This is a genomic window from Pseudonocardia xishanensis (genome assembly GCF_039541715.1).
GTDB classification, from domain to species: domain Bacteria; phylum Actinomycetota; class Actinomycetes; order Mycobacteriales; family Pseudonocardiaceae; genus Pseudonocardia; species Pseudonocardia xishanensis.
Map to the genome: position 1 here is coordinate 38,311 of NZ_BAABGT010000024.1, position 24,602 is coordinate 62,912.

General features: G+C 73.9%; 23 protein-coding genes. 4 read left to right on the plus strand and 19 right to left on the minus strand.

Annotated elements, in window-relative coordinates; all coding sequences use genetic code 11:
* Positions 1-5 precede the first annotated feature (5 nt).
* The 6 genes from ABD993_RS07580 to clpB form a co-directional block, all read right to left on the minus strand.
* On the minus strand, positions 6-776 hold the full coding sequence (locus ABD993_RS07580) for an SDR family NAD(P)-dependent oxidoreductase (RefSeq protein WP_345414120.1): 771 nt from the start codon (positions 774-776) through the stop codon (positions 6-8).
* A gap of 57 nt (positions 777-833) precedes the next feature.
* Positions 834-1,508: a type III secretion system chaperone family protein gene (locus tag ABD993_RS07585; RefSeq protein ID WP_345414122.1), complete on the minus strand. Its 675-nt coding sequence runs from the start codon at positions 1,506-1,508 to the stop codon at positions 834-836.
* 101 nt (positions 1,509-1,609) lie between these two features.
* Positions 1,610-2,458, minus strand: coding sequence for a hypothetical protein (locus ABD993_RS07590; RefSeq protein WP_345414124.1), 849 nt, complete (start codon positions 2,456-2,458; stop codon positions 1,610-1,612).
* 48 nt (positions 2,459-2,506) lie between these two features.
* Positions 2,507-2,824, minus strand: a complete 318-nt coding sequence (locus ABD993_RS07595; RefSeq protein ID WP_345414126.1) for a hypothetical protein — start codon at positions 2,822-2,824, stop codon at positions 2,507-2,509.
* Positions 2,825-2,855: 31 nt separating this feature from the next.
* Positions 2,856-3,158 (minus strand): YbaB/EbfC family nucleoid-associated protein, encoded by a 303-nt coding sequence (locus ABD993_RS07600; RefSeq protein WP_345414128.1) that lies wholly within the window; start codon positions 3,156-3,158, stop codon positions 2,856-2,858.
* Between the two features lie 144 nt (positions 3,159-3,302).
* Entirely contained in the window at positions 3,303-5,915 is a 2,613-nt protein-coding gene (gene clpB, locus ABD993_RS07605; RefSeq protein WP_345414130.1) for an ATP-dependent chaperone ClpB, read from the minus strand.
* Positions 5,916-6,049: 134 nt separating this feature from the next.
* On the opposite strand from clpB, the gene ABD993_RS07610 reads away from it, so the two are divergent.
* Positions 6,050-7,315 carry an AAA family ATPase gene (locus tag ABD993_RS07610; protein ID WP_345414132.1) on the plus strand — a complete coding sequence of 422 codons (1,266 nt, stop codon included), beginning with the start codon at positions 6,050-6,052 and terminating at the stop codon, positions 7,313-7,315.
* The gene (locus ABD993_RS07615) at positions 7,312-8,337 is read left to right on the plus strand and encodes a tetratricopeptide repeat protein (protein WP_345414134.1); all 1,026 of its coding nucleotides are present in this window, start codon (positions 7,312-7,314) and stop codon (positions 8,335-8,337) included. The genes ABD993_RS07610 and ABD993_RS07615 overlap by 4 nt, the downstream gene beginning before the upstream one ends.
* Positions 8,338-8,398: 61 nt before the next feature.
* Here the strand turns inward: ABD993_RS07615 and ABD993_RS07620 are convergent, their stop codons facing one another.
* From ABD993_RS07620 to ABD993_RS07640, 5 genes are all read right to left on the minus strand, one after another.
* Positions 8,399-10,069: a cation:proton antiporter gene (locus ABD993_RS07620; RefSeq protein WP_345414136.1), complete on the minus strand. Its 1,671-nt coding sequence runs from the start codon at positions 10,067-10,069 to the stop codon at positions 8,399-8,401.
* A 21-nt stretch (positions 10,070-10,090) separates the two neighbouring features.
* Positions 10,091-10,834, minus strand: a complete 744-nt coding sequence (locus tag ABD993_RS07625; protein ID WP_345414138.1) for a TauD/TfdA family dioxygenase — start codon at positions 10,832-10,834, stop codon at positions 10,091-10,093.
* 108 nt (positions 10,835-10,942) lie between these two features.
* Positions 10,943-11,713: an ABC transporter permease gene (locus ABD993_RS07630; protein WP_345414140.1), complete on the minus strand. Its 771-nt coding sequence runs from the start codon at positions 11,711-11,713 to the stop codon at positions 10,943-10,945.
* Complete coding sequence (locus tag ABD993_RS07635; protein ID WP_345414142.1) at positions 11,710-12,654, minus strand: ABC transporter permease; 945 nt, start codon at positions 12,652-12,654, stop codon at positions 11,710-11,712. The genes ABD993_RS07630 and ABD993_RS07635 overlap by 4 nt, the downstream gene beginning before the upstream one ends.
* Positions 12,655-14,214 (minus strand): ABC transporter substrate-binding protein, encoded by a 1,560-nt coding sequence (locus tag ABD993_RS07640; RefSeq protein WP_345414144.1) that lies wholly within the window; start codon positions 14,212-14,214, stop codon positions 12,655-12,657. It lies immediately after the preceding gene.
* A gap of 94 nt (positions 14,215-14,308) precedes the next feature.
* On the opposite strand from ABD993_RS07640, the gene ABD993_RS07645 reads away from it, so the two are divergent.
* Both ABD993_RS07645 and ABD993_RS07650 read left to right on the plus strand, forming a co-directional pair.
* Positions 14,309-15,595 carry an MDR family MFS transporter gene (locus ABD993_RS07645; RefSeq protein WP_345414146.1) on the plus strand — a complete coding sequence of 429 codons (1,287 nt, stop codon included), beginning with the start codon at positions 14,309-14,311 and terminating at the stop codon, positions 15,593-15,595.
* 115 nt (positions 15,596-15,710) lie between these two features.
* Positions 15,711-15,989 carry a hypothetical protein gene (locus tag ABD993_RS07650; protein ID WP_345414148.1) on the plus strand — a complete coding sequence of 93 codons (279 nt, stop codon included), beginning with the start codon at positions 15,711-15,713 and terminating at the stop codon, positions 15,987-15,989.
* 36 nt (positions 15,990-16,025) lie between these two features.
* Here ABD993_RS07650 and ABD993_RS07655 read toward each other — a convergent pair whose 3' ends face one another.
* The 8 genes from ABD993_RS07655 to ABD993_RS07690 all read right to left on the minus strand — a co-directional run bounded on the left by ABD993_RS07655 (position 16,026) and on the right by ABD993_RS07690 (position 24,591).
* Positions 16,026-16,475 carry a heat shock protein transcriptional repressor HspR gene (locus ABD993_RS07655; protein WP_345414150.1) on the minus strand — a complete coding sequence of 150 codons (450 nt, stop codon included), beginning with the start codon at positions 16,473-16,475 and terminating at the stop codon, positions 16,026-16,028.
* A 13-nt stretch (positions 16,476-16,488) separates the two neighbouring features.
* Positions 16,489-17,685, minus strand: coding sequence for a DnaJ C-terminal domain-containing protein (locus ABD993_RS07660; RefSeq protein WP_345414152.1), 1,197 nt, complete (start codon positions 17,683-17,685; stop codon positions 16,489-16,491).
* Between the two features lie 11 nt (positions 17,686-17,696).
* Complete coding sequence (grpE, locus tag ABD993_RS07665; protein ID WP_345414154.1) at positions 17,697-18,401, minus strand: nucleotide exchange factor GrpE; 705 nt, start codon at positions 18,399-18,401, stop codon at positions 17,697-17,699.
* Positions 18,398-20,257 (minus strand): molecular chaperone DnaK, encoded by a 1,860-nt coding sequence (gene dnaK, locus ABD993_RS07670; RefSeq protein ID WP_345414156.1) that lies wholly within the window; start codon positions 20,255-20,257, stop codon positions 18,398-18,400. Before dnaK ends, grpE begins: the two co-directional genes overlap by 4 nt.
* A 265-nt stretch (positions 20,258-20,522) precedes the next feature.
* A complete protein-coding gene (locus ABD993_RS07675; RefSeq protein ID WP_345414158.1) occupies positions 20,523-20,960 on the minus strand; it encodes a hypothetical protein in 438 nt (145 codons plus the stop codon).
* Between the two features lie 89 nt (positions 20,961-21,049).
* Positions 21,050-22,063, minus strand: coding sequence for a C40 family peptidase (locus ABD993_RS07680; RefSeq protein ID WP_345414160.1), 1,014 nt, complete (start codon positions 22,061-22,063; stop codon positions 21,050-21,052).
* Between the two features lie 4 nt (positions 22,064-22,067).
* On the minus strand, positions 22,068-22,652 hold the full coding sequence (locus ABD993_RS07685) for a hypothetical protein (protein WP_345414162.1): 585 nt from the start codon (positions 22,650-22,652) through the stop codon (positions 22,068-22,070).
* On the minus strand, positions 22,642-24,591 hold the full coding sequence (locus tag ABD993_RS07690; protein WP_345414164.1) for a hypothetical protein: 1,950 nt from the start codon (positions 24,589-24,591) through the stop codon (positions 22,642-22,644). The genes ABD993_RS07685 and ABD993_RS07690 overlap by 11 nt, the downstream gene beginning before the upstream one ends.
* Between the last annotated feature and the right edge of the window lie 11 nt (positions 24,592-24,602).

The following is a 24,602-nucleotide window of genomic DNA, read 5'->3' on the forward strand; positions in this document are numbered from 1 at the left end:
TAGTCCTAGCGCTCCCGGTCGAAGGTGGCGACCAGCCTGCGCACGATCCGGCGGGGCAGCATGCCCACGACCGAGGAGATCGCCTTGTACTGCAGGCTGGGTACGGAGACGACCCGGCCACCCGCCAGGTCGGCCAGACAGTCGTCGACGACCCGCGCGGCGTCGAGCCAGAGCGGGCCGGTGCGCGAGCCGGCGTCGATGCCCGCCCGCTCGTGGAACTCGGTGCGCACGAACCCGGGACACAGCGCCAGGGCCTTGACCCCGGTGCCGGTCAGCGACGCGGCGACGCCCTCGGTGAACGCCGTGACCCACGCCTTGTCGGCGGTGTAGGTCGATCCGCTGCCGGGCAGGAACCCGGCCACGCTGGACACGTTGACCACCGACCCGCGGCCCCGGTCCACCATGCCCGGGACGACGGCACGGGTAAGCCGCAGCACGCTGGTCACGTTGAGGTCGTGCTGGCGCTGCAGGTCCTCGATCGAGCTGGTGACGAACGAGCCGGCCTGCCCCATGCCCGCGTTGTTGACCAGTAGGTCCACCGGAGCCACGTCCGGGTCCGCCAGCCGCCGCGCCACCCGGGCGAGCTGCTGGGGGTCGGTCAGGTCGGCGGGCAGGACCTCGACCGAGACCCCGGACTCCCGGTACCGCGCCGCGGCCTCCTCCAGCCGCTCGACGGTGCGGGCGACGAGCACGAGGTCACGACCGTCGGCGGCGAGCCGGTCGGCGAAGGCGGCACCGATGCCTGAGGTCGCTCCGGTGATCAAGGCGGTGGGCACGCGGCCGAGCCTATGCCGTGCGCGGCCGGGGCGGGTGACTCACCGCCGCGGGGCGGGTCAGGCGGGGTGGCGGGAGGAGTCCAGCGCGGACTCGAGGGCCGTCGCGACCTGGGCGAGGTCGGCGAGCAGGTCCTGGGCACGCTCGGGGGTGGTGTCGACCGGGGCCGCGGCGAGCACCCAGGACTCCTCCGCCCAGACCAGCTCGATGTCGTCCCCGACCGCGTCCGAGGCGTCCGCGACGCGCTGGGTGAGCAACGGGCGGATGGCGTCCGCGTCGGAGACGAACGAGTAGCGCTCGCCGACCGGTTCGAGCAGGTCCAGCCCGGCGCCACCGTGCGAGTCCGGCAGCGGGGCGGACGGCAGGCGCAGCTCGACGGCCGCGGGCAGCGGCTCGCGCAGCTCCACCGCCACGACGACCGCGTTCACCCGGCTCTGCTGCTCGTGGTCGAACACGTACCCGGTGCGTCCGCCCTCGGGGGTGGGCACGAGACCGGTGGCGACCGCGCGGGCCAGGCCGGGCCCGCCGTTCTGCACGGTCCCGTAGCGCCAGCGGCTGGGCAGGACGGGATCGGTCTCGTGGAACTCCCAGTCGTGCACGGCGGCCCACCGGCGACGGTCCCGGGCACCCGGTTCGGCCGCACCGCCCGCGCGGCGGTCGGCGAGGATGAGGGCGACGCCCGCGACCAGCGCCACCACCGCGATCAGGAACCACACCCACGACGGGATACCCACCCCGTGACCCTAGCGCCGTCGACGCCCGGGAGCCGGGAGCGCCACGATCACCCGACCGGGCAACACACCGAACGTGACCGACGGCGCGCCGAACGGCGGGCTCAGCCCGGCACGTCGCGGGTGCGGGCGGCGGTGTCCGCCTTGCCCCATTCCACCGCCGCGTCGCGCATCGGCCCGTGCGGCACCCCGTCGGCGGCCCGGGAGCCCGCGGCGGTGACGAGCTCGCGGACCGACGACGCCCGGGTCAGCAGCTCCCGGGCCTCCACCACGAGGTCCGCGAGCAGCCGCTCCACGTGCAGCAGGAGCCTGCCCGCCAGCGCGACCGCCTCGGTGACCACGCCGGCGATCAGCGCAGGCAGCCCCAGGCCGGACGACGCCAGGGTGGCCATGAGCCACCGTGCCGCGGCGCTGAGGAAGTCCGCGATCGCGTCCCGGACCAGTGCCCGAACCGTGGCCACGGCGACGCCGCTGCGCGCGATCCGCGCGGCGACCCCCTCGCACGTGGCCGCGGCGTCCCGCAGCCCGGCGCGGAGTCGGTGCTGCGCGGCGGCGTACTCGCTCGCCGCCGCACCGGACCAGGATGGGGCGGCGTCCAGGTCGGCGGCCTCGGCCCCGAGCAGCACCGCGGTGCGGAGCCAGCCGTCCGCGGCGGCGGTGATCGCCTGCGGATCCCCCGTGAGCGCGTCGAGCGGTTCCCGCAGCCAGTCGACGTGCTCGATCAACCAGCCGAACCCGGCGGACACCCACTCGCCCAGGGGATCGCCGACGAAGTCGACGGCGTCGAGGACGACACCGGCCCCGGTGACCAGGATCGCCCCGGGATCGCCGCCCTGGACTGCCCCGGCCAGGTCCGACGCGCTGGAGAAGACCCCCGCACCCTCGAGGACCCCCGGCCCAGCCATCGACTCAGCCATCGACTCGGCCATCGACTCGGCCATCGACTCAGCCATCGACTTCCCCGGGGCACCTGCGGGACCGCCGCCCCCACGGCCCGCGTCTCATCGCCGACCCACCGCGCCCAGGGCGGTGACGACCGCGGTGTCCGCCGCGCGGTAGTCCGCGGCAGCCTCCCGCAGCGCCGCCGCGGTGCGGCGGAACTCGGCGGAGACCCCGGCGAGGGCCTCGGCGCCCGCTGCCGCGGCGGCGGACGCCCCCGCCGCGAACACCCGCCCGACCAGTCCGAACGCGTCCTCGGCGACCGGATCGGGAGCGGAGTACGCCGCCACCGCGGTCGCGGCGCGCTCGCGGTCGGCCGCGTGGGAGAGGAGCAGGTCGGTGTCCACACCGAACCCGCCCTCGGGAAGGGGCGCGGTCACGACGGCGCCCCGTCCGCGCGGCCGGGCCCGGTCATCGGTCGAGCAACGGGCCGAGGGCCTGCTCGGCCCGGCGGGCGACCTCGGCGGCGGCGTCCGCGGTGGTGGCCACGACCAGTGCGGCGAGGCGCTCGCGGGGCAGGAGGTCGGCGGCGGCACCGAAGGCGAGGTCGCGCAACGCCCCGGTGTGCCCGACCGTGGCCCGCACCGCGCCGTCCGGGCTGGTCGCGGTGGCGCTCAGCGCGCTGATCTCGGCCTGCACCCGCTCCGCCCTGCCGCGCAGGTCGTCCAGCCGGCGGCGGTAGTCGGCGAGCCAGGCCCGCCCGTCGGTCTCCATGCGCCGAAACGTAGGAGGCAGGGGCGAGCCGGGGCCGGTTTCGCAGGAACGGTTCACGATCGCGAACGCCCCCGATGCCGAGAGGAACCCCGGTGTCGTCTCGACCATGATCGAAGGACACCGGGGTTCATCTCGGCGGGAGGGTTACAGGGCGGCGGGGATGCCCTTGCCGACGATCAGGCCGCCGGTGCCGCCCTCGGCCGTCGGGTCCAGGTCCACGCGGACGGTGTCGCCCTCGCGGACCCGGCCGCTCAGCAGCTCCTTGGCGAGCTGGTCGCCGATGCTGCTCTGCACCAGCCTGCGCAGCGGGCGGGCGCCGAAGACCGGGTCGAAGCCGTTCATCGCCAGCCACTCGCGGGCACCGTCGGAGACCTCCAGGACCAGGCGGCGCTTGGCCAGCCTCGTCCGCAGGACGTCCAGCTGGATGTCCACGATGTGCGTGAGCTCCTCGGTGGACAGCGCGTGGAAGACCACGACGTCGTCCAGCCGGTTGAGGAACTCGGGCTTGAAGTGCCCGCGCACCACCGACATGACCGCGTCGCGGCGCTCCCGGTCGTCCAGCCCCGGGTTCGCGATCGCCTGGCTGCCCAGGTTGGAGGTCAGCACCAGGATCGTGTTCCGGAAGTCGACGGTCCGGCCCTGGCCGTCCGTCAGGCGACCGTCGTCCAGCACCTGCAGGAGCGTGTCGAAGACGTCCGGGTGGGCCTTCTCGACCTCGTCGAACAGCACGACCGAGTACGGCCTGCGCCGCACGGCCTCGGTGAGCTGGCCGCCCTGGTCGTAGCCGACGTAGCCGGGAGGGGCACCGACGAGGCGGGCGACGGAGTGCTTCTCCGAGTACTCGCTCATGTCGATGCGGACCATCGCCCGCTCGTCGTCGAACAGGAACCCGGCGAGCGCCTTGGCCAGCTCGGTCTTGCCGACGCCGGTGGGGCCGAGGAAGAGGAACGACCCGGTGGGCCGGTTCTCGTCCGCGATCCCGGCGCGGGCGCGGCGGACGGCGTCCGACACGGCGCGCACGGCCTCGGACTGCCCGACGACGCGCTTGCCCAGCTCCTCCTCCATGCGCAGCAGCTTCGCGGTCTCGCCCTCGAGCATGCGGCCCGCGGGGATGCCGGTCCACGCGCTGACGACGTCCGCGACGTCGTCCGGGCCGACCTCCTCCTTGAGCATGACGTCCTCGTGCTGCTCGACGACGGCGGTCTTCTCGGCGAGCTCCTTCTCCAGCTGCGGGATGCGCCCGTAGCGCAGCTCCGCGGCCCGACCCAGGTCACCGTCCCGCTCGGCGCGCTCCGACTCCCCGCGCAGCTGCTCGAGCTGCTCCTTGAGCTCGCGGGTGCTCTCGATCGCACCCTTCTCGTTCTGCCAGCGGGCGGTCAGCGCGGAGAGCTCCTCGCGCTGCTCGGCCAGCTCGGCGCGCAGGGCGGTGAGGCGGTCCGCGGACGCGGCGTCGGACTCCTTCTCCAGCGCCATCTCCTCGATCTCCAGCCTGCGCACGGAGCGCTCGACCGTGTCGATCTCGACGGGGCGGGAGTCGATCTCCATGCGGAGCCGGGACGCGGCCTCGTCGACCAGGTCGATCGCCTTGTCCGGCAGGAACCGCGCGGTGATGTAGCGGTCCGACAGCGTGGCGGCGGCGACGAGCGCGGCGTCCATGATCCGGACGCCGTGGTGCACCTCGTAGCGCTCCTTGAGCCCGCGCAGGATGCCGACGGTGTCCTCCACCGACGGCTCGCCCACCAGCACCTGCTGGAACCGCCGCTCCAGGGCGGGGTCCTTCTCGATGTGCTGGCGGTACTCGTCCAGCGTGGTGGCACCGACCATGCGCAGCTCGCCGCGAGCGAGCATCGGCTTGATCATGTTGCCGGCGTCCATCGCGCCCTCGCCGGACGCGCCCGCGCCGACGATGGTGTGCAGCTCGTCGATGAAGGTGATGACCTCACCGGCCGAGTCCGTGATCTCCTTCAGGACGGCCTTGAGCCGCTCCTCGAACTCGCCGCGGTACTTCGCGCCCGCGACCATCGAGCCCAGGTCCAGGGCGACGACGCGCTTGCCGCGCAGCGACTCCGGGACGTCCCCGGCCACGATCCGCTGGGCCAGGCCCTCCACGATCGCGGTCTTGCCGACGCCGGGCTCGCCGATCAGCACCGGGTTGTTCTTGGTGCGCCGCGACAGTACCTGCACCACGCGCCGGATCTCGGTGTCCCGCCCGATGACGGGGTCCAGCTTGCCCTCGCGGGCCCGCGCGGTGAGATCCTGGCCGTACTTCTCCAGGGCCTGGTAGGTGCTCTCGGGATCCGGGCTGCTCACCCGGGACGAGCCGCGGACCTTGGCGAAGGCCTCGCGCAGCGCCTCGGGGGTGGCCCCGTGCCGCGTGAGCAGCTGGGCCACCGGCCCGCCCTTGTCGGCCAGGCCGACGAGCAGGTGCTCGGTCGAGACGTACTCGTCCCCCATCTCGGTCGCGAGCTGCTGGGCGGCCGAGATGGCCGCGAGCCCTTCGCGGTTGAGTTGGGGGGCGGCGACGGTCGAGCCCGCCGCGCTGGGCAGCCGGCTGCCGAGCCGGCCCAGCTCGGCCCTGATCTGCGTCGGGTCCGCGCCGACGGCGGACAGCAGCGGCGCGGCGATCCCGTCACCCTGGGCCAGCAAGGCTCCGAGCAGGTGAGTGGGACCGACGTCCGGGTTCCCCGCGAGCGCAGCGGCCTGGACGGCCGCCGAGATCGCCTGCTGGGTCTTGGTGGTGGGGTTGAACGAGTCCACCGATGTTCTCCTCGGATCGTGCGGGTCTCCGGGCCACCCGCCAGGGTAGCCCCATCGCTCTGTCCAACGGCAGGAAACTTGAGTCTGTTCCACTCAAGGGCAAGAATTTTCCGCGGGGGGAGATACTGGACCCGATGACCGATCCGCTGCTCTCCAGCCTGCTCGCCGCCGTCGAGGCGGCACCCGCGGACATCCCGCTCCGGTTGCACGTCGCCGAGCTGCTGCTCGCGCGTGGCCGGGCGCCGGAGGCGCTGCAGCACACCAGCACCGCGCTGTCCCACGCGCCGGGGGACCCCGCGGCGCTGGCCCTGCTGCAGCGGATCACGGCCACGATGGCGGGCCCGCAGAACCCGGACACCAAGCCGCTGCCCGTCGTCAACCCGCCGACGGAGCCGTTCCCCGTGCGCTCGCTGCCCGAGCCCGCGGACGGCGACCCCGCGCGGTTCGACTGGGCGAACGCCGAGCAGCAGGTCGCGGACATCTCGCCCGAGCCCGCGTTCGTCAGCGGGGACCCGGTGACCGAGGAGGTCGACCGGGCGGTGCGCCCGGACGTGCGGCTGGCGGACGTCGGCGGGATGGAGCAGGTCAAGGAGCGCCTCGAGCTGTCCTTCCTCGGCCCGATGCGCAACCCGGAGATGGCCCGGGCCTTCGGCAAGAGCGCAGGCGGCGGGCTGCTGCTCTACGGCCCGCCGGGCTGCGGCAAGACCTTCCTCGCCCGCGCGGTGGCGGGCGAGCTGGGCGCGAGCTTCACCGAGATCGGGATCTCGGACGTCCTCGACATGTGGACGGGCAGCTCCGAGAAGAACCTGGCCGCGATCTTCGCCGCGGCCCGGCGGAAGACCCCGCACGTGCTGTTCTTCGACGAGGTGGACGCGCTGGGCCAGAAGCGCAGCCACCTCACCCACAGCTCGTCGCTGCGGAACACGGTCAACACGCTGCTGGCGGAGATGTCCGGCGAGAACGACGGCCTCTACGTCCTCGGCGCCACCAACCACCCGTGGGACATCGACTCCGCGCTGCGCCGCCCCGGCCGCTTCGACCGGATGCTGCTGGTCCTCCCCCCGGACGAGCCCGCGCGCGCCGCGATCCTGCGCCGGCTGCTGGAGAAGCGGCCCGTCGAGGGGATCGACCTGGGCAAGCTGGTCAAGGCCACCGAGCACTTCTCCGGCGCCGACCTGACCCACCTCTGCGAGACCGCGGCCGAGCGGGCCCTCGCCGACTCGATGCGTTCCGGCCAGGTCCGGCCGCTCACGATGAAGGACCTGCTCGCCGCGCTGAAGGAGATCCAGCCCAGCACCGGGCCGTGGTTCGCCACCGCCCGCAACGTGGCCCTGTTCGCCGACCACGACGGCAGCTACGACGACCTCGCCGCCTACCTGAAGCGGAACCGGCGGCTGTGACTCCGCCGACCTCGCCCTTCGACCTCGCGCTGCGCGCCGAGCAGCTCGGGCAGCTCGGTCGCGTCGAGGACGCCGAACGGGCCGCGCGCGAGGCGCTCGCCCTGGAGCCGGGGGACCCGCGGCTGCTGGGCACGCTGTCGTCGACGATGTTGCTGGCCGAGCGGTACGACGAGGGCCTGGCCGCCGCCGAGGCCGCCTGCGCCGCGGGCCCGCAGCTGGAACGACCGCACCGGCTCCGCGCCCTGCACCTGTCGATGCTCGGCAGGCACGCGGAGGCGGTGGAGGCCGGGTACGCGTCCGTCACGCTGGAGCCGGAGGAGCCCGCCGCCGCGCACGGCTACGCCAAGGTGCTGCAGCGGGCGGGCCGGACCGCGGACGCGGTGCGGGTCGCGCGGCGGGTCGTCGAGCTGGAGCCGGACTCGGCGAGCGCGCACCTGCTGCTCGCGGACTGCGCGAGCGACCTCAGGGACCGGGCCCACCGGGACCTGGCGCGGCAGGAGTACGAGGCCACGCTGCGGATCGACCCGGAGAACGCGGCGGCCCGGCACGACCTCGCCCTGCTCGACGCCCGCACGCGCCGCCCCGCCCAGGCCCTCGCCGGGTTGATCGCGGCCGGGCGGCTCGACCCGACGATGCCCGAGGTGATGCGGACCGTCGTCGTGGTGCTGTGGCAGCTGTCCTGGCGCCTGCGGATGTGGCTGTTCGTGGCGACCCTGTTCACCCTCGGCGCCTCGCTGTCCTCGGCGACGGGGGCGCGGGTCTCCGCCGGGATCGTCCTCGTCCTGACCGCGGCGCTGGTCTGGTGGACCACCCGCGACCTGCCCCGCCAGACCTGGCCGGTGGTGCGCCGGGCGGTCCGCACGGACCGTCCGCTGACGGTCACCTACGCGGCGCTGGCCCTCTGCCTGCTGCTCTACCTCGGCGCGCTGGCCAGCGGGTTCGGGGTCATGGTCACCGGGGTGTGGGTCATCCTGATCGCCCTGGGCTGGCTGGCCCTCGGCGTGCGGGCTTTCCGCCGCTGAGCCCGGTCGGGCCGGCTAGGGGCGCTGCATGCGCTCGACGCGGCCGTGACGACACGGAGGGTCAGCCCGCGCGGAGCTCGATGCTGATCTGCTCGGCGTCCAGGTTCTCCAGGGCGGCGGTGAGCACGGCGGAGGCGAAGGTGCCCTCCGCGCGGGCCGCCACGAGCGCGGCCCGCTGGGCCTCGATCATGTCCAGCATCAGGACCCTGAACTCCGCCGGATCGGGCCGCTGCACCTCCTCCGAGGTGCGTTCGAGGAACGCCGCGACGGTGGGGTTCGCGGAGTGCCGCTCCAGGACCTCGCGACTCGCGGCGCGCATCCGGGACACGAGCTCCTCCCGCTCGGCCGTGAGGTCCTCGGGATCCGGGCGCGCCGGCCGGACCCGACGCACGAACCACGCCAGCGTCCCGCCCTGGAGCAGCAACGACGAGGCGGCGACGAGGAACGCGACGAAGACCAGCAGCGAGCGCAGCGGGGTGTCCTCGGGCAGCGTCTGCGCGGCCGCGAGCGTGACCGCACCGCGCATCCCGGCCCAGACGAGCACCGCACCCTCCCGCGGGCCGATCGGCTCGTCGAGCAGATGGTCGATGTCCGCGATCTTGCGGCGCAACCTGCCGCGGAACCGCGCGACCCGCGCCGGGTCGTCGATCTCGCGGCTGCGACCGCGGAACTCGACGGTGGAGCCGAGCTCCAGCTTCTCGTCCACCCCCTCCAGAGCGGGCCGCAGCGTCTCGCCGCGGCGGGCGAAGCGGCGCTGGACCACGACCAGCGGGGCGGTGAACACCGCGCGCACCACCACGGTGAGCACCAGCGCGAGGGCCGCGAGACCGACCCCGAGCCGGGCGGAGTCGCCGTCGGCGCGCAGGGCGGTCACCACCGTCGTCAGCTCGAGGCCCATGAGCAGGAAGATCGCGCCCTCGAGCACCACCTCCACGGTCCGCCAGTTCTGCCGGTCGGACAGCCGGTGCTGCGGGGAGAGGTACCGGATCGCCCCCTGACCCGTGACCAGCCCCGCGACGACGGCCGCCACCAGCCCGGACCCGTGCAGCTCCTCGGCCGGGATCGCGGCGGCGAACGGGATCGCGTAGGAGACGACCGTGCTCACCGGCGCCTGCCGGATCCGCGAGCGCACCAGCAGCCCGAGCCGCCCGACCGAGAGCCCCACCACCGCGGCGACGACCACGGCGATCGCGAAGTCGGCGAGCACCCCGCCGACCGAGACCGACGCGGCCGTGGCGGCGATGGCCGCACGCAGCACGACGAGCGCGGTGGCGTCGTTGAGCAGACTCTCGCCCTCCAGCACGGTGGTGATCCGGGGCGCGACGCCCACCTTCCGCACGATGGACGTGGCGACGGCGTCGGTGGGGCTGAGGATCGCCCCGAGCGCGAGGGAGGCGGCCAGGCCGAGGTCGGGGACCAGGGCGTGCACCACGAACCCGATCACCACGGTGGACAGCACGACGAGCAGCACCGACAGCCCGCTGATCGCGCCGAGCTCGCGCCGGAAGTCCATCGTGGGCATCGCGACCGCACTGGAGAACAGCAGCGGCGGCAGGATGCCCGCGAGGATCCACTCCGGATCCACCTCGACCGCCGGGACACCGGGCACGAGGCTCACCCCGAGCCCGAGCACCACCAGCACCAGCGGCGTCGCCACCCCGAAGCGGTCCGAGAGTGCGGAGGCCGCCGCGATCGCGAGCAGACCGAGAACCCCGACGATCAGCAGTTCCACGGGGGAACGCTATCGCCCTCGCTACGCCGCCTCGGTGGTGCGCACGGTCAGGACGTGCAGGGTGCGCTCGCCGCGGTAGCCGTCGCGACCGTGCAGGAAGCGGTAGTTGTCCAGGGCGAACAGGTCGCCCGCGTCCAGCCGGAAGCGCGGGGCGAGATCCATCGCGGTGGCGAGGACGTCCGCGTACCGCTCGATCAGCGCCAGCTCGCGGTCCCACTCCGGCGAGCGCGGGACGGGCGCCGCGTAGTCGCTCGCGCGCACGATCCGTCTGCCCCCGCGGGTGTGCTCGACGAACCGGCGGACCAGCGGGGTGGTCGGGACCCCTCGGGCGGGGGTCGTCCACGAGCCGAAGAAGTCGACGTCCGTGCGGACCAGGAAGTCGTGCACCTCCCGCAGCTCCGGCTCCGCGGCCGTGCGCAACGCCTCGACCAGCGCGTACCCGTCGACCAGCACCGAGTCGCCGCCCTCGTCCGCGGCCCGCCCGCACAGCATGAGCAGCCAGTCCTCGTCCGGGTGCCGGAGCCGGACGGCGTGTCCCGCCACGTCGACGACGACGTTCGCCCCGTCCGAGTGCAGACCCAGCGGCGGAGCGTCCGGGCCACCTTGGGGCCGGACGCCGAACAGCTCTCGCAGCGCGCCGCCGAGCGCAGTGGCGGCGGCGTCGACCAGCCGCTCGGGATCGGTCGCGTAGTCGGCCACGAGCGCGGCGCCCGCCGCCGCGAGCCCGGCCCGCAGGTCCGTGACGACCGGAGGAACGACACCCACCCCTCCGAGGGTGTCCTTCCACTCCGGCCGGACCTCGCCGCTCCGCCGTCCGCCTGCGCTCGTGACCGCCATCCGGACCCTCTCTCGCAAGTACTTTGCAACAGCACCCTAGCTGCCGGACCACCGCCGCTCCAGTCGCCGCCCGAGCAGGGTGACCAGCAGCGCCGTCCCGACGACGGCCACCGCGGGCACCAGCACCAGCTGCGGCGCGGCGAACAGGTACTGCCGCCCCTCCGCGAGCATCGCGCCCCACTCGGGGGTCGGCGGCGGCGCGCCGAGCCCCAGGAACGACAGCCCGGCCAGCGAGAGCAGCACGTTCGCGAACCGCAGGCAGGCGTGCGCGGCGAGCGGGCGGATCGCGTTCGGCAGGATGTGGACCAGCGTGATCCGCCCGGGTCCGGCACCCAGCGCGACCGCCCCCTCGACGTACTCGCGGGCACGTTCGCGCAGGGTGAGCTGGTAGGCCAGCCGCGCGAAGGGCGTCCAGCCGGTGAGCAGGACCGCGATCAGCAGGGTGCCCGTGCCGGGCTCGCGCACCGCCGCCACGACCAGGCCGACGATGATCGTGGGGATGGCCACGAGCACGTCGAGCACGCGCTGGAGGGCCTGGCCCGCGACCCCGCCCGCGTAGCCCGCGAGCAGCCCCAACAGGGTCCCGGTCACCGCGCAGAGCAGCGTCGCCCCGAGGGTGAACCAGACCGAGAGCCGGGTGCCGACCACCAGCCGGGCGAGGACGTCCCGACCCAGGTTGTCGGTGCCGAGGGGATGGGCGAGGGACGGCCCGGCGAAGCGGTCGGCCAGGTCCGTTGTCAGGGCGTCGAGTGGGAGGAGGGCGGCGACCACGAACAGGACCACCACCAGGACGGGCGCACGCCTCACGACTCCGCCTCGCTGCGTGCAACCGGATCGAGGGCGAGCTGCAGCAGCTCGGCGCCGATCCCGCCGACCACCGCCACCGCGACGACGGCGAGCAGCCCGGCCTGCAGCATCGGCAGGTCCTGGCCCGACACGGCGTCGTAGAGCAGCCTGCCGAGCCCGGGGATCCCGAAGGACACCTCGACGACCACGGCCCCGCCGAGCAGCCCCGCGAAGAACATCCCGGACAGAGCCGTCACCCCGGTCAGGGCGAGCCGCGCCCCGTGCCGCCAGACCAGCCGCGAGGCGCCTATCCCCTTGGCGAGGGCGACGGCGACATGCGGTCGGCCGAGGGCGTCGAGCGTCTCGGCGCGGGTGAGCTGCGCGGCCAGCGCGGTGGGGAAGGCGGCGAGGGTGAGCACGGGCAGGACGGCCTGCCCGGGGGCGCCCCAGCCCGTCGCCGGGAGCAGGGGGACGGCGATCGCGAGCAGCAGGACCAGCACCGGGGCCAGCACGAACTCCGGCACCGCCACGCCGAGCACGGAGAACCCGGTGACCGCGCGGTCGGCGAGCCCACCCGGGCGGCGCGCGGCCCGGACCCCCAGCGGGATCCCCACGAGCCCCGCGACCAGCAGCGTGAGCGCGGCCAGCACCGCCGAGACCTCGAGCGCGGCGCCGACCCGGGGGGCGACCGCGGTCCGGGTGGCGAAGGAGATCCCGAGGTCACCGGTCAGGGCGTGCCCCAGCCAGCGCAGGAACTGCTCGACCCACGAGCGGTCCAGGCCGAGCTCCGCGCTCACCCGGGCGGCGACCTCCGGATCGGGCTCGGCCTCCGCGACCCGGCCGCGCAGCACCGACCGCACGGTGTCGACGCCGGCGACCCGCGGCAGCAGGAAGATCAGCAGCGCGGCGACGACGAGCGCGCACGGCGCGGCGAGCAAGCGGCGCGCCAGGACACCACCCATCTACGACGTGCGGGTGAGCTCGGGAGTGACGAGCTGCTTGGACAGCGGGTCCACGACGAAGCCCGAGACCCCTCTGGCCACCGCGTTCTCCTGCGAGTGCACCAGCGGCACGCCGACGACGTCGGCGGTCAGCCTGGCGGCGGCGGCGCGGAAGACCTCCTGCCGCCCTGCCGGGTCGCCGGTGGCCGCCAGCGGCCCCAGCAGCGCGTCGAACTCGGGTGAGCAGTACTGGTTGATGTTGTACGAACCCGCGCAGGAGTAGTCGCTGACCAGGGTGGACCCGGCGTCCGGGACGTCGGTGAGGTAGTTGCGGGACAGCAGGAACATGTCGTAGTCCCCCGCCAGCAGCGCGGGCTCCTGCGGGCCGTACTCGCCGATCTGGATCCGTGCGTCGATCCCGACCTCGCGGAGCATCCCCTGCACCGCCGTCGCCAGTGTCGGCAGCTCGGGCCGGTTCGGGTAGGTCTGCAGACGCACGGTGAGCTGCGGGGACCCGGCCTGCGCGAGCAGGGCCCTCGCACCCGGGACGTCCGGTGCGGGCGGCGGCTCCTGACTCCCCCACGCGACCGCGGGCCCGAAGAGCTCGCGCGCAGGCAGCGCCGATCCGGCCAGCGCCTGCTCGGCGAGCGCGGTCCGATCCAGCGCCTTCTCGACGGCCTGCCGGACCCGGAGGTCGGCGAACACGCCCTTCTGGTTCAGCATCAGCGACACGGTGCGCGGCGCGGCCACGGCCTGGTCGTCGTAGCCCGTGCCGGGGCTGAACTCCAGGAGCGCGGACTCCGGCAGCCCCTGGGCGACGTCCACGTCCCCGGCCCGCAGCGCCAGCGCGCGCGCCGCCGGATCGGTGACGTACCGCACGCTGACCCGCGCGAGCTGGGACCGACCGCCCCAGTAGGCGTCGTGGCGCTCGAGGGTCGCCTGCTGGGTGCCGTCGGTGGTGACCAGGCGCATGGGCCCGGTCCCGGTGCCGATCACCGACGGCGGCCCGCCGGTGTAGGCCGAGGGCGCCAGGATCGCGGTGTTCACGCTGCTCAGCCGCAGGGGGAGGATCGGGTCCGGCGTGGTGGTCGTCACGGTGACGGCGTCCAACCCCGCCTCGGCGGCCTGCAGCCCGATGCCACGGATCGCCCGCGGCGGAGCGGAGACCCCCGCGACCCAGGTGAGGGCGTTCACCACGGCTGCGGGGGTGAGCGGGGTGCCGTCGTGGAAGGTGACGCCGGGACGCAGGGTGAACCGCCACGTCGCGCCCCGCTGCTCCCAGGAGGTCGCCAGGCCGGGCTGCGCCGTGCCGTCCGACCCGGCCCTGACCAGCGCCTCGGTGGCGCCGAGCTGGGCGACGACGAAGGCGTCGTCGGTGTCCATCCCGTAGCCGGAGCGGGGGGCGAACTGTGCGGCCAGCCGCAGTTCACCGTCCGCCACGGGGGCACCCGTGGGCGCCGCTCCGCCTCCGCAACCTGCGAGCAGGCCGACGAGGGCCACGGCGGCCAGGAACCGCTTCGGGGTGCGCATCGCAGGCCTCTCGGGGATCGGGATCAGGGCCGCGGATGATCGTGCGTTCATCTGAACGGACTGTCAATGATGTGCGTGGACCTGCATGGATGCCACAGCACAGGCACTGTCACAAGTGAGATGCAGATGCTACTACTAGGCGATTATGCCCGATCCCGCCGCACCGACCGGTCTGCGCCGCCTCGGCGCACTGGCAGGCTTCGGCAGGCTGCCGCCCGTCATGCGCCTGCTGGTCGGCACCCAGCTGGCCTTCAACGTCGGCTTCTACATGGTGCTGCCGTACCTCGCGGTACACCTCATCGACGACCTCGCGCTCGCGGGCGGCACGGTCGGGCTCGTGCTGGGGCTGCGGACGTTCAGCCAGCAGGGGCTGTTCGTGGTCGGGGGCGCCCTGGCGGACCGGTGGGGCGCGAAGCCCGTCGTGCTGACGGGCTGTGTGCTGCGCGTGCTGGGCTTCGTGCTGCTCGGCCTGTCCGACACCCTGGCCGGGGTGGTCGCCGGGGCGCTGCTCACCGGCTTCGCCGCCGCGCTGTTCTCGCCCGCCGTCGAGTCCTCGATCGCCCGCGAGGCGGGCGGGCTGGAGGCGGACGGGGAGATCACGCGAGCGGACGTGTTCGCCATGTTCGCCGTGAGCGGGCAGGTCGGGACGGTCGTCGGGCCGCTGGTGGGCACCGCGCTCCTGCTCGTCGACTTCCGGCTGGCGTGCCTGACCGCCGCAGGCGTGTTCGTGCTGATCCTGCTCGGGCACCTGGTCTGGCTGCCGCGGCGGCCGGGCGCGCACGCCGGGGAACCGGTCCTCGCGGGCTGGCGGGAGGTGATGGCCAACCGCCGGTTCCTCGCCTTCGCGGCGGGCTACTCGGCCTCCCTCCTCTGCTACAACCAGCTCTACCTGGCGCTGCCCGCCGAGCTCTCCCGGGTCGGGTCGCCGGGGGCCCTGGGCTGGCTCTTCGTGGTCGCCTCGGTACTGGTGATCGCGGGCCAGCTGCCGGTGACGCGCTGGGCGCGGCGGTCCGGCGGAGGCGGAGCGGACCATGCGCGCGGCGTCCGTGCGCTCGTCCTCGGCTTCTGTCTGATGGCGCTGGGGTTCGCGGTGGTGGCGGCGGCGCTGCCCGCGGCGGCGCTCTGGCCGTCCGTCGCGTTCGTGGTCCTGCTCACCGCGGGCCAGATGCTGGCGGTCCCGATCGCCCAGGACCTCGTCCCGCGGCTGGCCGGGGAGCGGCGGCTCGGCGCCTACTTCGGGGTGGTCGCCTCGGCGGGCGGGGTGGCGGTGCTGGTGGGCAGCACGGTGGTGGGAGCGCTGCTGGATCCCGCAGTCGCCCCGCCGGTGGTGGCATGGTCGGTGCTCGCCGCCGTGCCCCTGCTCGGTGCCGCGGTGATCGGCCTGCAGGCGCGACGCACCGCGGCCCGACCCGGCGGCCAGGGTCCGGCGTGACGGTCCGGTGGCGCGGCGCAGGTCCGGCGCACGACCGACGGCGCAGATCCGACGGCGCGGGCCGGCGGCACGGTCCGTCGGGCGCGGCACGGTGTCGCGGCGGTAGCGTCGGTCCATGGCCGAGAACGTCGTCGTGATCACCGGGACCGAGCCCGCCGCCGCACTGGCAGCGCTGTCCGCTCTGGACTCGGTGCAGGTGCGGGCCGCGGCGGTGGTGCACCGCTTCGCGGATGGCGAGCTGAGCCTCGACCACGAGACCGGGGACGCGCTGTCGTTCACCGAGAAGCACCCGCGGCTCGGCGCGCTCGTCACGCTCCTGCTCGGGCCGATCGACACCCTGCTGTTCGGCAACCAGCTCGTGTCGCTCTACGGCGCCGCCGCGCAGCAGGCCTGAACGCGCGAACGGCACCCTCTCGGGTGCCGTTCGAGGTCACTTCTCGGGTTTGCGCCGGGGTTGGCGCGGCTGCCAGACCACGACCTGGGCGCCCCGGTCCACCGGGACCAGGTCGCCGCGGCGGTAGCCGCCCTGCATCATCGCCTGCTCGGTCGCCGCGTGGGCGGCGGCGAGCTCCTCGTGCAGCTGGGCCACCCGTTCCTTCAGGTCGTCCACCAGCTGCTCGAGCTCGATGATCCGCTTCACCCCGGCGAGGTTCACGCCCTCCTCCTGGGAGAGCCGCTGCACCTCGCGGAGCAGCGCGATGTCCCGCGCCGAGTAGCGCCTGCCGCCGCCGGGCGACCGGCCGGGGCTCACCAGCCCCAGCCGGTCGTAGCTGCGCAGCGTCTGGGCGTGCAGCCCGGAGAGCTCGGCGGCGATGGAGATGACGAAGACAGGGGTGTCCTGGCTCGCTCCCGGGGGGAGCGGGCCCGTCCCGTCGGTCATCGTGCACCTCCTCCTATCGCGCGAGCAGGTCGGCCCGCGGATCGAAGGACTTCGTCGCGTCCGAGTACGCCTGCAGCGCCTCGGTCGCGGCGTCGTCCAGCCGCTGCGGCACGGCCACCTCGACGGTGACGAGGAGGTCGCCCGCACCCTTCTTCGCCTGCACCCCGCGCCCGCGGACCCGGAAGGTCCGGCCGCTCGCGGTCCCCGCGGGGATCTTGAGCGACACCGTCGAGTCGAGCGTGGGCACCGTCAGCGTCGCACCGGAGACGAGCTCGGGGAAGGTCACGGGAACCTTCAGCGTGAGATCGTTGCCGTTCTTGGCCGATCGGCCGAACAGCCGGTGCGGTGTCACCTTCAGCTTGACGTACAGGTCACCGGCCGGGCCGCCGAAGCGCCCCGGGCCACCCTTGCCCGCCAGCCGGATGCGCTGGCCGTCCTCCACGCCCGCGGGGATGCGGACGGTCAGCGGCCGCGCCTTGGTGCTGACGCCGTCCCCGTGGCACTCGGGGCACGGGTCGTCGACCACGGACCCGGTGCCGCGGCACTCGCGGCAGGGCTCCGACATCGCGAACGCGCCCTCGGAGCGGTTCACGAACCCGGACCCGCCGCACACCCGGCAGGTGTGCGAGCCGGTGCCGGGGCGCGCCCCGCTGCCGTGGCAGGTGTCGCAGGTCCCGGGCGAGGTCACGGTCAGCGTCATGGTGGCGCCGCGGACCGCGTCCTCGAACGGGATGGTCAACGAGCTCTCGACGTCCGAGCCCTGCTGGGCCCGCTGCATGCCGGGGGCGGGCCCGGCGCCGCCCCGGTTGCCGAACAGGCCGCCGAAGAGGTCGCCGAGGCCACCGGCCCCGCCGCCGCCCCCGCGGCCCGCCTGCCCGAACAGGTCGTTCAGGTCGAAGCCCTGGGCGCCGCCCTGGGAGAACCCACCCGGGAAGCCCTGCCCGCCGCCGAAGCCGCCCGGCATCCCGCCGCCCGCGAAGAGCGCGCGGGTCTCGTCGTACTCCTTGCGCTTCGCGGCGTCGCCGAGCACGCCGTAGGCCTCGGAGACGGCCTTGAACCGGGCCTCCGCCTTGGCGTCCCCCGGGTTGGCGTCCGGGTGCAGCTCGCGGGCGAGCTTCCGGTACGCCTTCTTGATCTCCGAGTCCGACGCCGTGGACGAGACGCCCAGCTCACGGTAGAAGTCCTTCTCGATCCAGTCCCGCTGGGTCATCCCGCCTCCTCTCAGTCCTCAGTAGTCGGTGCGGCCGGTGCGTCGGCCTCGGTCTCCGGCGCGGTGTCCGGCCGGTCCGCCACCGTGACCATCGCCGGGCGGAGCACCCGGTCGGCGATCCGGTAACCCTGGCGCAGCACCGCGGTGAGCACGGTGACCGTGGGGCCGGGGGCCTCGGCGGGCTCGTGCTGCACGGCCTCGTGCACGGCCGGCTCGAACAGCTCGCCCTCCACGGCGAAGGACTCGAGACCGAGCCCCCGCGCCACGTTGACGATCTTGTCCGCGACCGACTTGAACGGGCCGGTCAGGTCGCCGTGCTGCTCCGCGCGGGCGATGTCGTCCAACACGGTGAGCAGGTCGGACACGAAGGAGACCTTCGCCCCGATCAGCACGGCCTCCCGGTCCCGGTCCACCCGGCGTCGGTAGTTCGCGTACTCGGCGTTGACCCGCTGGAGGTCGTTCGTGCGCTCCTCGAGCTGCTTCTCGAGGTCCGCGATGCGCGGGTCCTCCAGCTCGATCTCCGGCTCGGCCTCCGGTGTGGGCGGAGCCCCGGGCGGGGCGGTGGCGCCCTGGAAGGCGCCACCCGCCCCGGTGTTCCCGGGGGTCCGGACCTCCCCCGTCAGGGGGTCGATCCGGCGCCGGTCCGTGAAGCGGACCGGCTCCTCCTGCTCCCCCTCCGGGCCCGGCCTGCGGTCGGATCCGTAGGGAGTGCTCACTTGTCCTTCTTCTCCTCGTCGTCGACGATCTCGGCGTCCACCACGTCGTCGTCCGCCTTCTGGCCGTCGTCCGGGGTGGGTCCGGCGTCACCGGCGGGGGCACCCTCGGCGCCCGGCTGCTGGTAGAGCGCCTGGCCGAGCTTCTGCGACTCGGTGGCGAGCTTCTCCATCGAGGACTTGACGGCCTCGGCGTCGGTGCCCTTCAGGGCCTCCTTCACCTCGTCCAGCCCGGAGGTCACGGAGTCCTTGACGTCCGCCGGGACCTTCTCCTCGTTGTCCTTGAGGAACTTCTCGGTCTGGTAGACCAGCGTCTCGGCCTGGTTGCGGACCTCGGCCTCCTCACGACGCTTGGCGTCCTCGGCGGCGTGCGCCTCGGCCTCGGCCATCATGCGGTCGATCTCGTCCTTGCTCAGGGCCGAGCCGCCGGTGATCGTCATGTCCTGGCTCTTGCCGGTGCCCTTGTCGATCGCGGTGACCTTCACGATGCCGTTGGCGTCGATGTCGAAGGAGACCTCGATCTGCGGCACGCCCCGGGGGGCGGGCGGCAGGCCGGTCAGCTCGAACATGCCGAGCTTCTTGTTGTAGGCCGCGATCTCGCGCTCGCCCTGGAAGACCTGGATCTGCACGGACGGCTGGTTGTCGTCCGCCGTCGTGAAGATCTCGCTCTTCTTGGTGGGGATGGTGGTGTTGCGCTCGATGAGCTTGGTCATCACGCCGCCCTTGGTCTCGATGCCGAGGGACAGCGGGGTGACGTCCAGCAGGAGGACGTCCTTGACCTCACCGCGCAGCACACCGGCCTGCAGGGTGGCGCCGACGGCCACGACCTCGTCCGGGTTGACTCCCTTGTTGGGCTCCTTGCCGCCGGTCAGCTCCTTGACGAGCTCGGTGACGGCGGGCATGCGGGTGGAGCCGCCGACCAGCACCACGTGGTCGATGTCGCCGACGGAGATGCCTGCGTCCTTGACCACCTGGTTGAACGGTGCACGGGTGCGGTCCAGCAGGTCCTGGGTGATGCGCTGGAACTCGGCGCGCGACAGGGTCTCGTCCAGGAACAGCGGGTTCTTGTCCGAGTCGACCGTGATGTAGGGCAGGTTGATGGTGGCGTTGTTCGAGCTGGAGAGCTCGATCTTCGCCTTCTCGGCCGCCTCACGCAGACGCTGCCCGGCCATCTTGTCCTTGGTCAGGTCGATGCCCTGGCTGCTCTTGAACTTGTCGACGAGCCAGGTGACGATCCGCTCGTCCCAGTCGTCACCACCGAGGTGGTTGTCGCCGTTGGTGGCCTTGACCTCCACGACGCCGTCGCCGATCTCCAGCAGGGACACGTCGAACGTGCCGCCGCCGAGGTCGAAGACGAGGATCGTCTGCTCGGTCTCGCCCTTGTCCAGGCCGTAGGCCAGCGCCGCCGCGGTGGGCTCGTTCACGATGCGCAGGACGTTGAGGCCCGCGATCTGACCGGCCTCCTTGGTGGCCTGGCGCTGCGCGTCCTCGAAGTACGCGGGGACCGTGATCACCGCGTCGGTGATCTCCTCACCGAGGTAGGACTCGGCGTCCCTCTTGAGCTTCTGCAGCACGCGCGCGGAGATCTCCTGCGTGCTGTAGGTCTTGCCGTCGATGTCCGGGGTCTTCCAGTCGCTGCCGATGTGGCGCTTGACCGAGCGGAAGGTCCGGTCCGAGTTGGTGACGGCCTGGTTCTTCGCGGACTGGCCTACGAGGACCTCGCCGTTGCGTGCGAACGCCACGACGGAGGGGGTGGTGCGCGCGCCCTCCGAGTTGGCGATGACCGTCGGCTCCCCGCCCTCGAGGACGGCGACGACGGAGTTGGTGGTCCCGAGGTCGATGCCGACCGCACGAGCCATGGTTGGTGCCTCCGAAATTCGTGGTGACCGCTCGGTTGAGCGGAACGGGCTCAAGTCTTGCGGTCCAGCCTCGGCCCGTCAACTCGGCCTTGAGCCTGACTCGCTCAACTCTCTGCCCGGTCCAACGGGCGGGCTCCGAAGGTTGTTCCCGCCCGACTCAACTTTCTCCGGCGGCGGTCCACGACCGCACGTGTCGTGCCGTGAGCGCGGTCGATCGCGTGATATCGCGCTGTCTCGATCCAGCGCTAGAGACCCGGATACGGCCCTACAGCGGAGGGGCGGGGCGCGGGGGTGGGACGTCCTCGCCGGGAACCGGCAGCGGATCGACGACGGGGGCGAGCACCCGTTCGGCCTCCCCGGCCACCGCGCCGTCCGCCCTGCGGTACTCGAGGCCGCCCTCGGCGTTCAGGTCCGCGACGTACCCCGCGGCGGCGAGCTGCTGTTCGTCCAGGTCCTGCACCAGCTCCCAGCGCGAGGGCACGACGCGGTAGTCCGGCCAGTCGAGGTGGCCGTAGGCGTCGTGCAGGTCGGCGAGCAGGCCCGCGAAGACCTGCTGCCAGCGCAGCGGCATCGCCTCGGCCAGCGACCGCGGCACCACCAGGTACTCCGGGCCCGCGCCCGGGGCGGGGCGGTCGAGGTAGTCCGCCAGCGGGGTGGTGGAGCGGGGCCTCGGTGCGGGGGCGGGCACGGGCGGGCGGGACACGGCGGGACCTCGATCTCGGGCGGGGCTGTCTGGGGGCGGGGAGGTTCGGGCGGGGAGGCTTCGGGCGGGGCTGTCTCGGGCGGGGCGTCTCACGCGGCGTTGGCGGGGGTACCCGGGCGGGTGGCCAGCGGCACCAGCTCGTCGTAGTCCCAATTTACCGGCTGCACCCGCACGTTCTGCCCGCTGTAGGGCGCCTCGACCATCTGGTCGTTGCCCAGGTAGAGGAAGACGTGGTGGATGGTGCGGGGGTCGGTGCGGTCGTAGGCGTAGAACATCAGGTCGCCGGGCTGCGACTGGCGCACCGGCAGGTGTCCGCCCGCGTTGTACTGGTCCCGCGAGACCCGCGGCAGCTGCACCCCGGCCGCCTCGAAGGCACGCAGCATCAGCCCCGAACAGTCGTAGGTGTTCGGCCCGGTCGCGCCCCAGACGTACGGCTTGCCGACCTCGCCGAGCGCGAACTCGATCGCCGCCCGCGCCACCCCCTCCGGCAGCGACGCGGCGCCCGGGCCGCAGCCCGCCGGGTCCGCGACCCCGCCGACCTGCCCCACCAGGGACGCGGCCAGGTTCTCCCATTTCGCGTAGGCGTTCGGGAACGCGGAGCGCTGGACGGTCTGCGCGGCCACCGTGACGGGCTGCTGCTCCCAGCCCGGGACCTGCAGCAGCCGCTCGTAGAACGTCCGCGAGCTGTACACCGGGTCGGTGACCTGGGCGGGTGATCCCCAGCCCTGCGACGGCCGCTGCTGGAAGAGCCCCAGCGAGTCCCGGTCGCCGTAGTCGATGTTGCGCAGGGTGGACTCCTGCATCGCCGTGGCCAGCGCCACCAGCCACGCCCGCGGCGGGGTGTTCATCTCCCGCCCGACGCCGATGATCACCGAGGCGTTCTGCTTCTGCTCGTCGCTCAGCGTCTCGATCGTCGCACCCGCGGGCTGCCCGGCCGTCGCGCGGCCGACCGCGCCGATGCCGGCGTCGCAGGCCGACATCGTGGGGCCCTGCTGCGTGGTCGTCGGCGCGAACGCCAGGAAGCCGAGCGCCAGGAACACCACCAGCGCCACGCCGATCGCGACGAAGGGCAGCAGGAGGCGCAGCGGCCGGAGCAGGCGCACGGCGTCAGGCCTGGTCGTAGCCGGCGACCCGCCAGCCCGCCTCGGTCTCGACGACGGTGATCGCCAGCGTGACGGCGTCCGTGGGCACCTCGACCGAGATCGACCGCGGCGACACCTCGGTGGGCCGGGCGGGGCCGGTCACGCGGGAGGCGGGGATGTTGGCCGGGTCCACACCGCTCAGGGTGCCGACGTACTCGGCGGTCGTGAAGGGAGTGAGACCGGCGACCCACGTCTGGGTCGTGGTGCCCGCGGGATGGTTCGCCCAGGCCGCGGCCCAGTTCTGCGCGACCTGCACCGCGGCGGGCGGGGCGGCGGACAACGGCAGCGTCGTCGGCGTCAGCGGGGCGACCGGCGGCAACGCGGTGGGGGCGAGCGAGGAGGGGGAGCGTGCGCTCGTCGTCGGGACGGTGCGGCCGCCGGGGGCCGCCACCTGGTCTGCGGACTCCCTGCCGCTCAGCAGCAGGCTGACCAGCAGGGCCAGCGCCGCCACCACGACCGCCGTCACCGCCAGCCGGAGCGGGCTGCGCAACGGCCACGACCACAGGGCCCGGTAGGCGGCCGCGCGCCCGCGCGGGGACCTAATCGGCACGGCCGGACCTCGCGGGGCGGTAGAGCCGGTAGACCGTGGTGCCGTCGACGAGCTCGGGATCCACCGGCCTGACCTCGGCGGACCGGAGCGCGGGCGAGTCCGGGCGGCGGTAGATCACGCGCTCGTCGATCTCCCCGGGGTCGGTGCGGGCCGGGTAGCCGCCGGTGCTCGCGGGCAGGCGCGGGTTCCCGGCCGGGAGCGCCGCCCGGCGTGCCACGGGGATCGAGGCCGTCTCGGGGTGCCTGCGGGGGGTGCGCGCACCCGGACCGGCCTGGGTGACGGTCGCCTGGACGGGCGGCCCGTTGTACCCCGCCTCCGGCCGGACGGCGTCCGCGTCGCCTCCCGCACCGGTGGCCCGCCGCTCGTCCCACCAGCGGCCCTGCCGGGGCTCCGGGTCGGCGCCGCGCATCCGCTGCCAGACCCGCGACATCGGCCCGCCGCTGATCCCGGGCACGATCCCGCCGAACTGGTCGCGGGTCAGCGAGACCATCGACACGAGCCTGCGGAAGGGCCGGGCGACGGCCCACAGCACCACCGTGACCACGCCCGTGACCAGCAGCGCGAGCCAGAGGTCGATGCCGGAACCGGGCCGGAACAGCGAGACCACCAGCAGGGCGTGCAGCCCCGCCAGCGCGCCCACGATCACCGTGTTGACGATCGCCGCGCCCGCCACCCGCAGCAGCGCGGGCAGCACGTCCGGCTTCAGCACGGCGATCACCGCGATCACCGGCGCGGTCATCACCATGAGCCGCAGCAGCAGCATGGCGACCAGCACGAGCACCTTCGACAGCAGCTGGAACAACGCGATGCACACCGCCTGCACCAGCGACAGCACGCCGACCCCGACGCGGCTGCCGGACTCGCCCTGGAAGTAGCTGTACCGGTCCCCGAGCTGCCCGGCGATGGCCTCGAAGTCCGCCTTCTTCTGCTCGGCGAGCTGCGGGGTGTCCTGGCCGGTGGCGACCTCGTCGATCGTGAAGGTCGACGCGCGCAGCAGCGGTCTGCCCTGGTCCGTGGCCTGCGGGACGTCCGGCGAGCCGAAGTTGCCGCGCAGCCAGTTCTGGTAGACGACCTGGTCCACGAGCACCGTGGGCAGGGTGTCCCGGTCGCCGAGGCCCACCTGGGCGAGGAAGCCCTCCTGCATCTGCGTGACGCCGTCGAGCAGCAGGGAGTCCGCGGCGCGCGCCCAGTTGACCGGGGCGAGGTAGGCCGCGGCCGCCAGCACGAGCGCGCCGATGGCCATCGCGCCGCGCTGGGTCTGCCGGGCGAGGTCTCCGCGCATGGCCATGAGCAGCAGCACGACGGCGAGGATCGCCAGCGCGACGCCGATCCATACCAGGAACACCGACTGGTACATGGCCTGCGTGGCCGAGGTGATGACGGCGTCGAGCGGGTCCAGCAGCGCGCCGCCGTCCGCGATCAGGTAGTGCGCCCAGTTCACCCCGCCGACGGCGAACTTGGCCACGTTGAAGGTCTGGTTGCCCAGCCAGGTGTCGGTCGTCGTGGCCGGGTTGAGCACGCCGCCCGCGCAGCCGAGGTCGTAGTTGTGCCAGGTCATGCCCGCGTAGCCGACCTCGCGGTACACGCTGCCCGGCTCGCCGCCGTCGGTCCGCGGCGGGTCGATGGACCCGACCAGCCCCGTCCCCGGCCGGTCCGGCTCGGGCGCCTGCGTGCAGTCGAACGGCTGCGCGACGGCGGGCGAGCCGATCAGCGAGGCGCCGGCCACGATGGCGAGCACGAGCACGAGGGAGGCCGCCCGCGGCCGCCGCGAGGCCGCCGAGAGGAACCTCGGCACTGTTCGATCATGGCCCGGACGACACCGTGGTTCCTCTCGGCCGGGGAGGAAGGGGGCCGGGCGGGGGCGCAGGCCGCGGACCAGGGCCGCGACGATCACGAGCAGCACGGCCAGCAGCCCCAGGGCACCGACCGGGCTGCTCACCGGATCCGCGG

What these genes read in the sequence shown, in the direction of transcription:
- ABD993_RS07590 (WP_345414124.1), bottom strand. Translation starts at nt 2,458, where the DNA reads ATGGCTGAGTCGATGGCCGAGTCGATGGCCGAGTCGATGGCTGAGTCG.
- ABD993_RS07600 (WP_345414128.1), bottom strand. Translation starts at nt 3,158, where the DNA reads ATGGAGACCGACGGGCGGGCCTGGCTCGCCGACTACCGCCGCCGGCTG.
- ABD993_RS07610 (WP_345414132.1), top strand. Translation starts at nt 6,050, where the DNA reads ATGACCGATCCGCTGCTCTCCAGCCTGCTCGCCGCCGTCGAGGCGGCA.
- ABD993_RS07635 (WP_345414142.1), bottom strand. Translation starts at nt 12,654, where the DNA reads ATGGGTGGTGTCCTGGCGCGCCGCTTGCTCGCCGCGCCGTGCGCGCTC.
- ABD993_RS07640 (WP_345414144.1), bottom strand. Translation starts at nt 14,214, where the DNA reads ATGAACGCACGATCATCCGCGGCCCTGATCCCGATCCCCGAGAGGCCT.
- ABD993_RS07645 (WP_345414146.1), top strand. Translation starts at nt 14,309, where the DNA reads ATGCCCGATCCCGCCGCACCGACCGGTCTGCGCCGCCTCGGCGCACTG.
- ABD993_RS07650 (WP_345414148.1), top strand. Translation starts at nt 15,711, where the DNA reads ATGGCCGAGAACGTCGTCGTGATCACCGGGACCGAGCCCGCCGCCGCA.
- ABD993_RS07655 (WP_345414150.1), bottom strand. Translation starts at nt 16,475, where the DNA reads ATGACCGACGGGACGGGCCCGCTCCCCCCGGGAGCGAGCCAGGACACC.
- ABD993_RS07660 (WP_345414152.1), bottom strand. Translation starts at nt 17,685, where the DNA reads ATGACCCAGCGGGACTGGATCGAGAAGGACTTCTACCGTGAGCTGGGC.
- dnaK (WP_345414156.1), bottom strand. Translation starts at nt 20,257, where the DNA reads ATGGCTCGTGCGGTCGGCATCGACCTCGGGACCACCAACTCCGTCGTC.